At 67.5% G+C, this 13,367-nt stretch carries 16 protein-coding genes and 1 tRNA gene; 9 read left to right on the top strand and 8 right to left on the bottom strand.

Annotated elements, in window-relative coordinates; all coding sequences use genetic code 11:
* Window positions 1-226: 226 nt before the first annotated feature.
* Window positions 227-2,080, bottom strand: coding sequence for a dihydroxy-acid dehydratase (gene ilvD, locus D578_RS0100665; RefSeq protein ID WP_018948094.1), 1,854 nt, complete (start codon window positions 2,078-2,080; stop codon window positions 227-229).
* An 81-nt stretch (window positions 2,081-2,161) separates the two neighbouring features.
* Here ilvD and D578_RS0100670 point away from each other — a divergent pair, with 81 nt between their 5' ends.
* The 3 genes from D578_RS0100670 (at window position 2,162) to argA (ending at window position 4,390) form a co-directional block, all read left to right on the top strand.
* Entirely contained in the window at window positions 2,162-2,434 is a 273-nt protein-coding gene (locus D578_RS0100670) for a heavy-metal-associated domain-containing protein (RefSeq protein WP_018948095.1), read from the top strand.
* Between the two features lie 3 nt (window positions 2,435-2,437).
* Window positions 2,438-2,911: a DUF192 domain-containing protein gene (locus tag D578_RS0100675; RefSeq protein ID WP_018948096.1), complete on the top strand. Its 474-nt coding sequence runs from the start codon at window positions 2,438-2,440 to the stop codon at window positions 2,909-2,911.
* A 111-nt stretch (window positions 2,912-3,022) separates the two neighbouring features.
* A complete protein-coding gene (argA, locus tag D578_RS0100680; RefSeq protein ID WP_018948097.1) occupies window positions 3,023-4,390 on the top strand; it encodes an amino-acid N-acetyltransferase in 1,368 nt (455 codons plus the stop codon).
* A gap of 19 nt (window positions 4,391-4,409) precedes the next feature.
* On the opposite strand, the gene dksA is transcribed toward argA, so the two are convergent.
* Window positions 4,410-4,832, bottom strand: a complete 423-nt coding sequence (gene dksA / locus D578_RS0100685; protein ID WP_018948098.1) for an RNA polymerase-binding protein DksA — start codon at window positions 4,830-4,832, stop codon at window positions 4,410-4,412.
* Between the two features lie 163 nt (window positions 4,833-4,995).
* On the opposite strand from dksA, the gene D578_RS0100690 reads away from it, so the two are divergent.
* From D578_RS0100690 to murU, 3 genes are read left to right on the top strand one after another with little or no spacing between them, the layout of a single operon-like run.
* Window positions 4,996-5,775: a metallophosphoesterase gene (locus D578_RS0100690; RefSeq protein WP_018948099.1), complete on the top strand. Its 780-nt coding sequence runs from the start codon at window positions 4,996-4,998 to the stop codon at window positions 5,773-5,775.
* Entirely contained in the window at window positions 5,772-6,767 is a 996-nt protein-coding gene (locus tag D578_RS0100695) for an aminoglycoside phosphotransferase family protein (RefSeq protein ID WP_018948100.1), read from the top strand. Before D578_RS0100690 ends, D578_RS0100695 begins: the two co-directional genes overlap by 4 nt.
* Window positions 6,768-6,771: 4 nt before the next feature.
* Window positions 6,772-7,446 (top strand): N-acetylmuramate alpha-1-phosphate uridylyltransferase MurU, encoded by a 675-nt coding sequence (gene murU / locus D578_RS0100700; protein WP_026289099.1) that lies wholly within the window; start codon window positions 6,772-6,774, stop codon window positions 7,444-7,446.
* Window positions 7,447-7,483: 37 nt separating this feature from the next.
* On the opposite strand, the gene D578_RS0100705 is transcribed toward murU, so the two are convergent.
* From D578_RS0100705 to D578_RS0100715, 3 genes are read right to left on the bottom strand one after another with little or no spacing between them, the layout of a single operon-like run.
* A complete protein-coding gene (locus D578_RS0100705; protein WP_026289100.1) occupies window positions 7,484-7,972 on the bottom strand; it encodes a DsrE family protein in 489 nt (162 codons plus the stop codon).
* A 21-nt stretch (window positions 7,973-7,993) separates the two neighbouring features.
* On the bottom strand, window positions 7,994-8,821 hold the full coding sequence (locus D578_RS0100710; RefSeq protein ID WP_018948103.1) for a hypothetical protein: 828 nt from the start codon (window positions 8,819-8,821) through the stop codon (window positions 7,994-7,996).
* A complete protein-coding gene (locus D578_RS0100715) occupies window positions 8,811-9,374 on the bottom strand; it encodes an RNA polymerase sigma factor (RefSeq protein ID WP_018948104.1) in 564 nt (187 codons plus the stop codon). The genes D578_RS0100710 and D578_RS0100715 overlap by 11 nt, the downstream gene beginning before the upstream one ends.
* Before the next feature lie 141 nt (window positions 9,375-9,515).
* Between D578_RS0100715 and D578_RS0100720 the strand changes: the two genes are divergently transcribed.
* Genes D578_RS0100720 through D578_RS0100730 form a run of 3 tightly spaced genes read left to right on the top strand, consistent with a single transcriptional unit; the run spans window position 9,516 to window position 12,433 of the window.
* On the top strand, window positions 9,516-9,971 hold the full coding sequence (locus tag D578_RS0100720) for a hypothetical protein (RefSeq protein WP_018948105.1): 456 nt from the start codon (window positions 9,516-9,518) through the stop codon (window positions 9,969-9,971).
* A gap of 3 nt (window positions 9,972-9,974) precedes the next feature.
* The gene (locus D578_RS0100725) at window positions 9,975-11,414 is read left to right on the top strand and encodes a glutamate-cysteine ligase family protein (RefSeq protein ID WP_018948106.1); all 1,440 of its coding nucleotides are present in this window, start codon (window positions 9,975-9,977) and stop codon (window positions 11,412-11,414) included.
* Between the two features lie 8 nt (window positions 11,415-11,422).
* Complete coding sequence (locus tag D578_RS0100730) at window positions 11,423-12,433, top strand: M14 family metallopeptidase (RefSeq protein ID WP_018948107.1); 1,011 nt, start codon at window positions 11,423-11,425, stop codon at window positions 12,431-12,433.
* Window positions 12,434-12,467: 34 nt separating this feature from the next.
* Here D578_RS0100730 and D578_RS0100735 read toward each other — a convergent pair whose 3' ends face one another.
* From D578_RS0100735 to D578_RS0100745, 3 genes are all read right to left on the bottom strand, one after another.
* On the bottom strand, window positions 12,468-12,677 hold the full coding sequence (locus D578_RS0100735) for a hypothetical protein (RefSeq protein ID WP_018948108.1): 210 nt from the start codon (window positions 12,675-12,677) through the stop codon (window positions 12,468-12,470).
* A gap of 174 nt (window positions 12,678-12,851) precedes the next feature.
* A tRNA-Met gene (locus D578_RS0100740) sits at window positions 12,852-12,928 on the bottom strand.
* A 65-nt stretch (window positions 12,929-12,993) separates the two neighbouring features.
* Window positions 12,994-13,299 (bottom strand): ferredoxin, encoded by a 306-nt coding sequence (locus D578_RS0100745; protein WP_018168966.1) that lies wholly within the window; start codon window positions 13,297-13,299, stop codon window positions 12,994-12,996.
* Between the last annotated feature and the right edge of the window lie 68 nt (window positions 13,300-13,367).

A 13,367-nucleotide genomic window follows, 5' to 3' on the forward strand; every position in this document is an offset into this window, starting at 1 on the left:
GGTAGGGTGCGTTGAGCCCCGCGAAACGCACCGTTCAAACGCTCGGACCATCCCCCATCGTCCGGGGGCGCCCCACACTTCCGTGATGCGATTCGCGGCGCTCATCCGCATCCTACAACCCGGAACTACACCCAACCGTAGGATGCGTTGAGCGCAGCGAATCGCATCATTTCAGCATTAGACGCCGCACCGAAGCGGGATGAAATGCAGCCCCCCGGGCCCTGGGCTAATCCTCGAAGCGCGAGATATCGCGCACGGCGCCGTAGGCGGCGGAGGTGGTCATCAGGGCATAGGCGCGCAGGGCCTGGGACACCTGGCGCTCGCGCGACTCGGGCTTCCAGGCCTTCGCGCCGCGGGCCTCCATGGCCTTGCGCCGGGCCGCCAGCGTGGCGTCGTCGACGTCAATGCGGATCTCGCGGCCGGGGATATCGATCACGATGGTGTCACCCTCCTCGATCAGGCCGATCGCGCCGCCCTGCGCCGCCTCCGGCGAGACGTGGCCGATCGACAGCCCGGAGGTGCCACCGGAGAAGCGCCCGTCGGTGATCAGCGCGCATTCCTTGCCCAGGCCCTTGGACTTCAGATACGAGGTCGGATAAAGCATTTCCTGCATGCCCGGGCCGCCCTTCGGGCCCTCGTAGCGGATGATCACCACGTCGCCCGCCTGGATTTGGTCGCCGAGGATGGCCTCCACCGTCGCATCCTGGCTCTCGAACACACGAGCCGGACCCGAGAATTTCAGGATGCTGTCGTCCACCCCGGCGGTCTTCACGATGCAGCCGTCCGGGGCCATGTTGCCGTAGAGCACCGCCAGGCCACCGTCCTTCGAGTAGGCGTGCTCGATGTCGCGGATGCAGCCGTTCTCGCGGTCGATGTCCAGGCTGTCCCAGACCTTGTCCTGGCTGAACGCTACCTGGGTAGGTACGCCGCCCGGGGCCGCCTGATACAGCGTCTCCGCCTCAGCGGCGTGGCGCATCACGTCCCACTGCTCCAGCGCCTGACCCATGGTTTCGGCATGCACGGTGGGGATGTCGCGATGGAGCAGCCCGCCGCGATCCAGCTCGGCGAGGATCCCGACCACGCCACCGGCGCGGTGGACATCTTCCATGTGGTAGAGCTGGGTGGCCGGGGCGACCTTGCACAGGTTCGGCACCTTGCGCGACAGACGATCGATGTCGGCCATGGTGAAGTCGACCTCGCCCTCGCGCGCGGCCGCCAGCAGGTGCAGCACGGTGTTGGTGGAGCCGCCCATCGCGATATCCAGGCTCATCGCGTTCTCGAACGCCTCGAAGGTGGCGATGGAACGCGGCAGCGCGGACTCGTCGTCCTGCTCGTAGTAACGCTTGGCCAGCTCGACCACACGCCGCCCGGCCTGCTCGAACAGGCTCTTGCGCCCGGCGTGGGTGGCCAGCAGCGAGCCGTTGCCCGGCAGCGACAGGCCCAGCGCCTCGGTCAGGCAGTTCATCGAGTTGGCGGTAAACATGCCGGAGCAGGAGCCGCAGGTCGGGCAGGCGGAACGCTCGATGGCCTCCACCTCTTCGTCACTGGCGCTGGAGTCGGCAGCCTTGACCATCGCATCCACCAGATCCAGGTGGATGACCTTGTCGCTGCCCGGGACCTTCACCTTGCCGGCCTCCATCGGCCCGCCGGAGACGAACACCACCGGGATGTTCAGACGCATCGCGGCCATCAGCATGCCGGGGGTAATCTTGTCGCAGTTCGAGATGCAGACCAGGGCATCGGCACAATGCGCGTTGACCATGTACTCCACCGAGTCGGCGATGATCTCGCGCGAGGGCAGCGAATAGAGCATGCCGCCGTGGCCCATCGCGATCCCGTCGTCCACCGCAATGGTATTGAACTCCTTGGCCACGCCGCCGGCCTTTTCCACCTCGCCGGCCACCAGCTGACCCAGGTCCTTCAGGTGCACATGCCCGGGCACGAACTGGGTGAAGGAATTGGCAATGGCGATAATTGGCTTGCCGAAGTCGCCATCCTTCATGCCGGTGGCGCGCCACAGGGCGCGGGCGCCGGCCATGTTGCGGCCGTGGGTGGTAGTGCGGGAACGATAGGCGGGCATGGATTTTCTCGTGAACGATTACGGTGAACGCAGATCGTACATAATGAGTGCCACGAACCCCAGCTTCCCAAGGAAACGACCATGAAAATCGAAGTCGAGAACATCAAGTGCGGCGGCTGCGCCAGCTCCATCCGCAAGGGCCTTCTGCAGGTCGAGGGCGTCACCGGCGCCGAAGTGGACGTGGAAGGCGGTGCGGTCGATGTCGAGGCCCCGGACAGCGCCCGTGAAGCGGTCGCCGCCAAGCTCGCCAACATGGGCTACCCCGAGGTCGGCTCGGTCTCCGGCCTGCGTTCCGCCAGCGCCAAGGCCAAGTCGTTCGCCAGCTGCGCCGTGGGGCGCATGAACGGCGAATAACCCGTGATAAGCCTGCTGCGGGGGCGCTCGCAGCCCGGCCTTGTCGGGCTGGTGCTGCTGTTCGTCCTGGGCACGGGGCTGGCGCAGGCCGAAAGCGGGCTGCCGACCGCCGAGCTGCAACTCGGCGAACAAGCCCTGACGATCGAGATCGCCGCGACCGACCGTAGCCGCCGGATCGGGCTGATGCACCGCGACCACCTGCCCCCGGACCGCGGCATGCTGTTCATCTGGCCGCGGCCGGCGCAATACGGCATGTGGATGCAGAACACCCGCATCCCGCTGGACGTGGCCTTCATCGATGCCGACTTCACGATCGCCAACATCGCCAGCATGACGCCCCACTCCACCCGCATTCACGACGCGAAGCGGCCGGTGCTCTACGCCCTGGAGGTCAATGCCGGGTGGTTCGAGGAACACGGCATCGCCCCCGGCGACACCGTCCCGGACCTCGAGCGCCTCGTGGGCGAGATCGACTAACACCCCTTCCCGCAGGACCGGGCCGACAGGCCTGACTGTTCCCACGTGTACATTGATCCGTGATTCCCTAGACTGTCTGCTCAAGGACATCATCAGGAAACGGACACGCCCGTGACCGCCACACCCAACCCAGCCGCCCGCAATCACGCGCCCTCGCGCCGGACCCCGCAGCCCGGGGAGCTCGCGTGGTTCCGTGATGCGGTGCCGTACATCGCCGCCCACCGCGGGCGCACCATGGTGATCGCGCTCGCGGGCGAGGCCGCCCAGGCGCCGGAGTTTCCGGCGCTAATGCGCGATATCGCCAAGCTCAATGCCCTGGGTATCCGGGTGGTACTGGTCTACGGGGCGCGCCCGCAAATCGAGGCACGGATGAGCGAGCGCGGGCTAACCCCCGCCTACGCCAACGGGTTGCGCGTGACCGATGCCGCGGCGCTGGAAGCGGTGCTGGATGCGGTCGGTCGGCTGCGCCTGCAGATCGAGGGGCTGCTCTCGCGCAGTCTCGGCCAACCGGGCACCGGCAATGCGCGCCTGCGGGTGGCCAGCGGCAACTTCGTCACCGCGCGCCCGCTGGGTGTACGAGATGGCGTGGACTTCCATTACACCGGCGAGGTGCGCGGGGTGGACACCACCGCGCTCGCGGCCTTGCTGGACCGCGAGCAGGTGGCCCTGGTCTCCCCGCTCGGGTACTCGCCCACCGGCGAGGTGTTCAACCTCTCCGGCGAGGACGTCGCCACCCAGGTGGCGATCGCGCTGAACGCCGACAAGCTGATCTTTCTCACCGAAGCCGGGGTGTTGCGTGACCCCGAACACGGCGTGCTGGACCAGCTCACCGTGCCGGCCGCGCAGGAGCTGCTCGAGACCGCCGCCGACCTGCCGCAGGAACTGGCCAACCACCTGAAGAGCGCGATTGACGCCTGCCGTCAGCGCGAGATTCGGGTGCACCTGGTGGACCGTCACAACGACGGCGGACTGCTGACCGAGCTGTTCACCCGTCTGGGGATTGGCACGCTGGTCTCGCGCGAGCCGCTGGAACGGCTGCGCCCGGCTACGCTCGACGATGTGGGCGGCATCCATGCGCTACTGGAACCGCTGGAGGCCGAGGGCATCCTGGTACACCGCGCGAGGGAACACCTGGAGCTGGAGATCGACCGCTTCCAGGTGCTGGAGGCCGACGGCCTGATCATCGGCACCGCCGCGCTCTACCCATTCGAGGCGGACGCCGCGGAGATTGCCTGTCTGGCCCTGCACGCGGACTACCGCGGGAGCGGCCGCGGCGACCGCCTGCTGCAGGCGATGGAAGACCTGGCGCAGGAAAAGGGAATCCGGCGGGTATTCGTGCTCACCACGCGCACCGCCCAGTGGTTCCAGGAACGCGGTTACACGTCAGGCAAGGTGGACGACCTGCCCGCCAGCCGCCAGACCCGTTACAACCAGGCACGCAACTCGCGGGTATTCACCCGCACCCTGACCGGCGAGTAAACCCGCGGCCAGGGAGACACTATTCGTAGCGGGCCTCGTCGCGCTCGTGGGCCTCCTGGGCAACCACGCTCAGGGTAGCAATCGGGCGCGCCTCCAGCCGGGCGATGCCGATCGGCTCGCCGGTCTCCTCGCAATAGCCGTATTCGCCCTGATCGATACGCGCCAGCGCCGCGTCGATCTTGTTCAGGAGCTTGCGGTAACGATCCCGGGTGCGCAGTTCCAGACCGGCATCGGTCTCGTGGCTGGCGCGGTCATTCGGGTCCGGCTCCTGCCAGCTCTCGCTGCGCAAGTGCTCCAGGGTCTGTTCCGATTCTTCGATCAGCTCGGCACGCCAGGCCTCGAGCTTGGCGCGAAAGTAGTCCAGTTGACGCGGATTCATGTAGGGTTCGTCCTCGGACGGACGGTACCCGGAATCCGGGCGGGTCTTGGCTTCTTGGCTCATTTTGGACCCCTCGCCAGGCCCCCTCTCGCCCCATGCGGGAAGGCCCCGGCGCATTGCGCGGTACACCCGATCGAGTATAGGGCAATAACCCCGCCAGACGGCAAACGCGAAAGCGCGCCCGAACACACACAACCGGCACCATACGGAAAACGATACCGGCCGCATGCAGCACATCCTCCAGATCAGCGACACCCACCTCGGCCGGGAGCCGGGCCCGATTCGACCGGGTTATCCCGACAGCGACCGCCAGCTCGCTCGCGTGCTCGAGGCCCTGCGCCGGAACGAGGCCCGGCCGGACCTGCTGTGGCTCACGGGTGACCTGGCCGAAGACCCCGAGCCGGCGGCCTACACGCGACTTCTCGGAATGCTCGACGAACACGTGAAGGGCTGGCCGCTCGCTGGCCTGGCCGGCAACCACGATGACTGGTCCCTGCTGCACCGTGCCTTTACGGGCGCCGGACATGCCCTGGACGGCCACCGGCTGCTCGGCGACTGGCTGCTGGTCGGGATCAATTCTGCGGTCGAGGGGCAGGCGTCCGGGCGCATCGAGCCGGCCGAGCTGTCGCGGCTGAATCAGGTACTGAATGCACACCCCGATCACTGGGGCATGGTCGCAGTTCACCACCCGGTCGTGCCCGTCGGCAGCGCATGGATGGACCGGATCGGTCTGGCCAATCCCGACGACCTGTTCGCGATCCTGGATCGCCACCCGCGCGTGCGCGCCTGTCTGTTCGGCCACATCCACCAGGATTTCCGCGCCGAGCGCCAGGGCGTCGAACTCCTGGGCTGCCCCTCCACCTGCGTCCAGTTCGCCCCCGGCTCCGAGCAGTTCGCGCTGGATACCGAACACGGCGGATACCGCGTACTGGCACTGCATGCCGATGGCCGCATCGACACCCGAGTCGAGCGCATACCCGGCGAACTTCCCGAGGCCCGCGCATGATCCCGGACAATACCCGCAGCGAGCAGCTCCAGGCCTGGCTGGAGGACCAGCCGGGCAGGTTCACCGACCTGGCACTCCTGCGCGCAGATGCCAGTTTTCGGCGCTATTTTCGCCTGCGCCGCGACGGCGAACCGGTGGTGCTGATGGATGCACCGCCCGAGCGCGAGGCCACCGAGCCGTTCGTGGAGATTGCGCGGCTGCTGGAGTCGCTGGGGCTGCGCCCGCCGCGCATTCTTGAGCACGATCCGGCCGCCGGCTTCGTGCTGCTCGAGGACCTCGGCGACCGAACCTTCACCCGGGCCCTCGCCGAGGGAGCCGCGGAAGGCCCGCTGTACGACCGCGCCATCGACACCCTGATCCGGCTGCATCGCGCCTGGCCGGCGCACGCCGCGAAAGCCCCGGACCTCCCCCCCTACAACTCCCAGCGCCTGCTGGACGAGGCCGCCCTGTTTGCCGACTGGTACTGGCCGGAACAACACGACACCCCGATGCCCACGCCACTGCGCGAGGACTTCCTCCAGGCCTGGAGGGAGGCACTGGAAGGCCTGCCCACCCTGGCCGAGACGCTGGTGCTGCGCGACTTCCACGTCGACAACCTGATGCTGCCGCCCGGCGAGGACGGCGACTGTGCCGTACTCGACTTCCAGGATGCCGTGATCGGCAGCCCCGCCTACGATGTCGTCTCGCTGCTGGAGGACGCCCGGCGCGAGGTGTCACCGGCCACGGTGGAACGCGCACTGGAGCGTTACCTCTCGGCAACCGCCTGGGACCGCGAGGCCTTCGTGCAGCACTACCGCGTCCTCGGCGCCCAGCGCACCACCAAGATCCTCGGGATCTTCGTACGCCTGGCACGCCGGGACGCCAAACCGCGCTACCTGGAACACCTGCCGCGCCTGCATCGACTCCTGGCGCAGGGGCTGTCACAGCCGGCGCTGGCGCCGGTCGCCGACTGGTTCCGCACCCACATGCCCGAACGGATGCGGGAGGACTAGGCCCGTGCGCGCAATGATCCTGGCCGCCGGGCGCGGCGAACGCATGCGCCCGCTGACCGACCACTGCCCCAAGCCGCTGCTGCCGGTCGGCGGCCGGCCGCTGATCGGCTACACCCTGGATCGTCTGGCCGCCGCCGGGTATCGCGAGGTGGTCATCAACCTCGCGCACCTGGGCGAACAGATCCGTGCCACCCTGGGTGAACGCCAGTCAGGCCTCGCCATTCGCTACTCACCGGAGCCCGAGGGTGCCCTGGAGACCGCCGGCGGGATCCGTCAGGCCCTTCCCCTTCTGGGCGAGGAGCCGTTTCTGGTGGTCAATGGCGATGTCTGGTGCAACCACCCGCTGACACCCCCAACGACGATGAACGCGACCACCGACCGACCGCTCGCGCACCTCGTACTGGTCTCCAACCCCGAGCACCACGCGCAGGGCGACTTCGCCCTCGACGGAGAGCGCGTGGCACTGGCGGGGAGCGAGTTGCTGACCTTCACCGGCATCGGCTGGTACGACCCGGCGCTGTTCCGGGATCTGCCACCGGGGCGCCAAGCCCTCGGCCCCCTGCTGCGCGAGGCCATCGAGGCCGGTCGGGTGACCGGTGAGCACTATCCCGGCGACTGGCGCGACATCGGCACGCCGGAACGGCTCGCGGCACTGGACACCGAGCTAGGGAAACACTGACCCGCCTGTGCATGCCCGCATGGCCGGCGGGCGCGGATCAGGGCTTGATGTAGGTATAACCGACGCGTTGCAGGCGGGTGAGCTCGACGATGCCGCTCGGCACCACATCCTCCTCGGCGACCTCGTGCAAATCGCCGCGCTCGAGCCCGCGCGACGCCAGCGTGTTGCCGCACACCAGGAAGCGGACATCCTGCAGCTTCAGGGTGTTCACGGTACTGCGCAGGTCCGGATCGGTACGGGCGTGCTGTAGCAGACTGATGCCGCTTCCATGAGTCAACACCTTGATTTTGAGCGAGACATCATCGGGGCTGCCATCGATGTGATTCTGCAGGTTGCGCAGGGCGTTCAGGTGGAGCTCCGGGTCATCGGTGTTGATGTGATAGACCACCCGCAGCGGCTCTTCGGCCGCCGGCGCCTTGGCGACGGTGCCAATCAATACAGCGGTCGCGCCGCCCGCCGCCAGCATCAACAAGAGCGCCCCGGCCAGGAACCAGCCGGGGCGCAGCATTCGTGGATCGGGTGGCATCGAGATTCCGGCTGTACCGGATCAGACCTTGATGTAGATCCAGCCTTCCGCCTGACGGCGGGCCGCCTCGGCGACGCCGGAATCGATCAGTTCAGCCTGTGGCAGGATATCCACCTTCTGGCCTTCCTCGCGCGCCAGACGGTTGAGGGTCTGGGCACAGGCGGTAAAGCGCAGCGTGGGGTAATCCTGCGCCATACTCGCGACGCGCTCCGGATAGGGTGCGCTGTCGGTTCGCAGCATGCCCATCGCGTTGTTGTGCACTACCACCTGCACGTTCAGGTCGCGCCCGACCGTGGCCGCCTCGCGGTACATGCTCTCGATATCGTCCAGCAACTCGCCCATCGCGCGGGTGTCCGCCTCGTTAATGTGCAGCAGAATCTGGTCGGTCTCGCTGGCCGAAAACACCTGCTGCGGGGCCGCGGCCCCGCCGGCCGCGTCATCGCTGGCGGCCACCTGCGCCAGGGCCCCGGACGCCTGTCCGGCCGCAGCCGAATGGTCGCCCCCGAAGAAACCGGAATCGCGAGTGATCTCGTATCCACCCAGCGAACCCACGACCAGCGCGAGCACCCCGGCCGCCACCGACGGGAACCAGGCCGAACGTCCACCGCGCGACAATCGGCAACGGCCACCAGTGGTGCCGGCTGCGCGCCCGGCCGGCACGTCCTCGTAGGCCATGTTCACCAGCTCCTTGAGCTGGTGCATATCGCAGACTTCGCGGCTCAGGTGCTCATTGGAGGCGATCGTCTTCAAGGTATTCAGGCGGTCCTCCGGCGAAAACTCACCATCCACGAAGGCGTTGAGAATCTCCTCGCTGGGCCGATTCTTCGCACTTAGTCGTTCATTCGACATGCCGATTCCTCACTACCTTGAGATAGGGTGTATCGGCCGCTGTCCCCGTGTCGGCCTGCTGCTCCAGCAGCACCTTCTTCAACTGCGCCCGAGCCCGGCTCAGGCGACTCATCACGGTGCCGATCGGTACATCCAGCACCTCCGAGACCTCGGAGTAGGCAAAGCCCTCCAGGTCCACCAGCGCGACCACCTGACGGTGATCGGTACTCAGTTCGGCCATCGCCCGGTGGACATCCGCGATCATGCGATTGCGCTCGGTCTGCTGCTCCGGGCACTCATCGCCGGACAGCTCCATGCTGTCCACATCCACCGTGTCCTTCTGCCGCCGGCCCCAGTCGCGGTAGCAGTTGGTCATGATGCGGAACACCCAAGCCTTCAGGGCGTTCTCGTCCTGCAATGACTTCAGCCGGGTCAGGGCCTTCATCATTGCCTCCTGCACCAGGTCATCCGCCAGCGCGGCATCGTGACACCACGCGAATGCCATGCGGTACATCTGGGGCCGCAGGTCGCACACCTTCTGACGCAGCCTGCGCTGCGCGAACCAGGTCGCCATGTTGTCGATTCCTCCATCCGCAGGCCGTACGTGCGGCCTTGCTTGTTCTTGTACCCTGTAGGACGCTACGAGGCGCGGGGCTATTCCGGCCTCTCCACCGCTCGCGCCGCCCATTCCGGACTCCGGCACTCAGGATACCCAATGCCATTCGATCCGCAACAACTGGAGCGCTCGTTCGCCTTTGACCCCGATACCGTGCGGGATCTACGCGAGCGCTGGGCCCGCCTGATCACAGATGCAGTCTGGGGCGAGCTCAAGACCGGCACCATCGGCGCCGTCCCACGCCTGCGCAAGCGCCTGCTGGAACTCGGCGAAAACCTGCGCTCCATGCTGTCGGACCGCGCCTGGATCCCGCACGAGCGCGAACGCGTCAAGGGTGCGATGGCCGCCAGCCTCAACCTGCGAGACAGCCTGCAGCAGACCGACCGAGCCGCCAAGCTGCTCAACGGCGGGGCCGACTTCGAAGCCTTCGAGGCCGACTATCTCGCCTTCCGCAAGAGCCTGCTGACCTTCATCGAGCAACACGAACAGATCTGGGGCGATCTTCTGGAGAGCCTCTACGACGACGCACCAGACGACGACCGGGACGAGGACTAGGCCTTGGGCCGGGAGATCCGTGAGGAGCACTTCGGCGCGGCGGACTTCGACCGCTTCCACCAGGCCCTCGCGGACGAGACCGCCCAGCTGCTGGACTGGCTGCGCACGCAACCGCCCGAGGATCCCGCCCCACCCCCGCGGTTGGGCTTCGAGATCGAAGCCTGGCTGTGCGACACCCAGGGGCGACCGCTTCCGGTCAATGATGCCTTCCTTGCGGCGATGGACAGCCCGCTGGCCACCCTTGAACTGGCGCAGTTCAATGTCGAACTGAACAGCGGCGTCTTCCGCGCCGGTCCCGGCTGCTTCAGCGCAATCCTCGACGAATTGAACGAGACCCTGCGCCGCGCGCGCCGGGCCGCCCGCCACGCCGGGGCGGAACTGCTGATGGCCGGCAGCCTGCCCACCCTGGAACCGGACGACCTCGGGATCCACCACATGTCGCAGCAGGCCCGCTACCGGGCCCTGAACAGCGCGATCCTGGAACAACGCGCCCAGCGCCCGCTGCAGGTGGATATCGTCGGTCACGAGCACCTGCAGCACCGCCACGCGGACGTGATGCTGGAGGCCGCGGCGACCTCCTTCCAGGTGCATATCGAGACCCGCCCCGAGGTCGCCCACCGCGCCTACAACGCCTCGCTGGTCGCCGCGGCACCGGTGCTGGCCGCCGCCGGCAATACGCCCTACATCTTCGGCCACGACCTGTGGGCCGAGAGCCGCATCCCATTGTTCGAGCAATCGGTGGAGGTCGGCGGGTTCGCCAACTCGGCGCGTGGCCCGATCCGCCGCGTGACCTTCGGCACCGGCTATCTGCACGCATCCATCGGCGAGTTGTTCACCGAAAACCTCGAGCACTTCCCGGTGTTGTTGCCGGTAGCCCTCGACGAGCCGGCCGATCAACTGGCCCACCTCGCCTTCCACAACGGCACGATCTGGCGCTGGAACCGGCCGATCGTCGGCTGCGACGCGGACGGCCGACGCAGCCTGCGCCTGGAGTTTCGCTGCCTGCCGGCCGGGCCGTCGCTGATCGACATGCTGGCCAACACCGCCTTCACCCTGGGCCTGATCGAGTACCTGGTGGCCGAATCGCCCAACGGAACGCTGGAGACCCCGTTTTCCGAGGCGCGCGACAACTTCTACAATGCCGCCCGCTACGGGCTGGACGCCCGCCTGCGCTGGGGCCATCGCGACCCCGTCCCGGCGCCACGCCTGATCACGCGGGAGCTGCTCCCCCGGGCGGCCGAGGGTTTGGAGCGCCTGGGCATCGACCGTAGCGAACGCGACAACCTGCTTGGCATCATCGCCGCGCGCGTCGCCAGCCGCCAGACCGGCACGCACTGGCAACGCGACTGGGTCGCGCGCCACGGCCGCGACTGGCCGGGCCTGGTCCACGCCTACCGCGGCTGGCAGAACACCGGCGCGCCGGTTCACACCTGGGGACTTTGAGGAAACCCGTGACTCATTCGATCAACGAATATTTCGAACTGCCCGACGGCTTCCTTGAGGCCACGCCCGCCACCCTGCACCAGTGCGTGCCCGGGCCGGCGCTGATTCACCTGGAGGGCCAGCGCGAACCCGCCGTGGCCGTGGTCCTGCTGCTGCACGGAAACGAACCGGTGGGCCTGCACGCGGTGCAGCAACTCCTGCGCCACTACACCGGGCGCCCGCTGCCGCGCGCGCTGACCCTGGTCGTGGGCAACCCGCAGGCCGCGGCGCTCAACCAGCGCCACCTGGACGACCAGCCGGACTTCAACCGCATCTGGCCGGGGACCGAGCAGGGCGGCTCGCGCGAGGCCGACGTCTTCGCCGAACTCTGCCGGCGCCTGGAAGGACGCGGCCTGTTCGCCGCAATCGACCTGCACAACAACACCGGGCGCAATCCCCATTACGCCTGCATCAACCGCCTGGAGGCGCCGTTCCTCAATCTGGCCGCGCTGTTCGGACGCACGGTGGTCTACTTCACCCGGCCGCGCGGGGTCGCCTCCATGGCACTGGCGCGTATCGCACCGGCCGTCACAGTGGAATGCGGCCACCCCGAGGACGCGGCCGGCGTGGACCACGCGCGCGAGATGATCGATGCAGTGCTGCACCTGGACCACTTCGCCCAGGAGCCGCCGCGGACGGGCGCCATCGAGATCTTCCACACCGTGGCCCAGGTACGGGTGCGCCCCGGACTGCAGGTCGGACTGGACGCGCAGCACGACGTCCGCCTGGAACCCGACCTGGACGGCCTGAATTTCCAGCTACTGCCCGCCGGCTCGCGCCTGGTGAATGTGCACGCGGACGCCCAGGACCCGCTGATCGCGATCGCCGAGGACGGTTCGGAGGTGACCGGGGAATATCTGGAGCGGGCTGGTCAGGAGATCCGCCTGAAGCGCCAGGCGATGCCGTCCATGCTCACGCTGAACACCCGCGTGATCGCCCAGGACTGCCTGTGCTATCTGATGGAGCCGCTGACGCTCTGATCCCGCCGCGGGTCGCGACGGATTCGAGTCAGGGTCAGGCGTCGCGCTCGACGCGCTCGAGAACCTGGGCGACGTGATCGCCCTTGCGGTAGTTCGGGAGGTCGCGCTGCATGTCCACCAGCGCCTTCTCGCGCGCCGGCTCGCTGTCGTACCAGCGATAGGATTCCCAGTCCGGCCCCAGCAGGTGCGGCATGGCCATGGTGCTGCCTTCCGGCAGGCGGATGCGGATTCCGTAGCGTTTCATGGATTCGTCCGAGGTTGCTTCCTTTAGGGGCCGCCGCGTTCACGACGCGACCCGGCGCGCAGTCTAGCCGAGCCCCTGCAGACCGGCAATACGGATGCCGGCACAACCAGTGCACCAACGCCATAAACAAAACAGGGGCTGTCATCGATATGACAGCCCCTGTTCGGGATTCAGTGGTGGCTACGCCCTGATTCGAACAGGGGACCCCATCATTATGAGTGATGTGCTCTAACCAGCTGAGCTACGTAGCCACGCGGGCTGCGAATTCTCCGGAGGCCGGCGCATAAAGTCAAGCCAGCGCGGCGCCCGGCGGGGTTCAGATCTGCAGGCGCTCGACCACGCGGCCGTTCTTGAGGTGCTCTTCCAGGATCTCGTCGATGTCGCGTTCGTCCTGGTAGGTGTACCAGACGCCCTCCGGATAGACGACCGCGACCGGTCCCTCGTTGCAGCGGTCCAGGCAGCCGGCGGTGTTCACCCGCACCTGGCCCTTGCCGTGGATGCCCATGGCCTTGGCCTGGTTCTTGGCATAGGCGCGCATCTCGGTCGCCCCGTGGTCCTCGCAACAGTTGCCGTCCTCGCGGCAGTTGGTGCAGAAAAAGATATGGCGCTGGTAGTAGCCCATGGAAGTCTCCGGTGATCCCTGCGGCTCATGATAACGCTGCCACCGGCAAAACGGCGGGTGGCAGCGTG

Origin of the sequence: Thioalkalivibrio sp. ALMg11 (genome assembly GCF_000377905.1) — a bacterium.
Classification (GTDB): Bacteria; Pseudomonadota; Gammaproteobacteria; order Ectothiorhodospirales; family Ectothiorhodospiraceae; genus Thioalkalivibrio.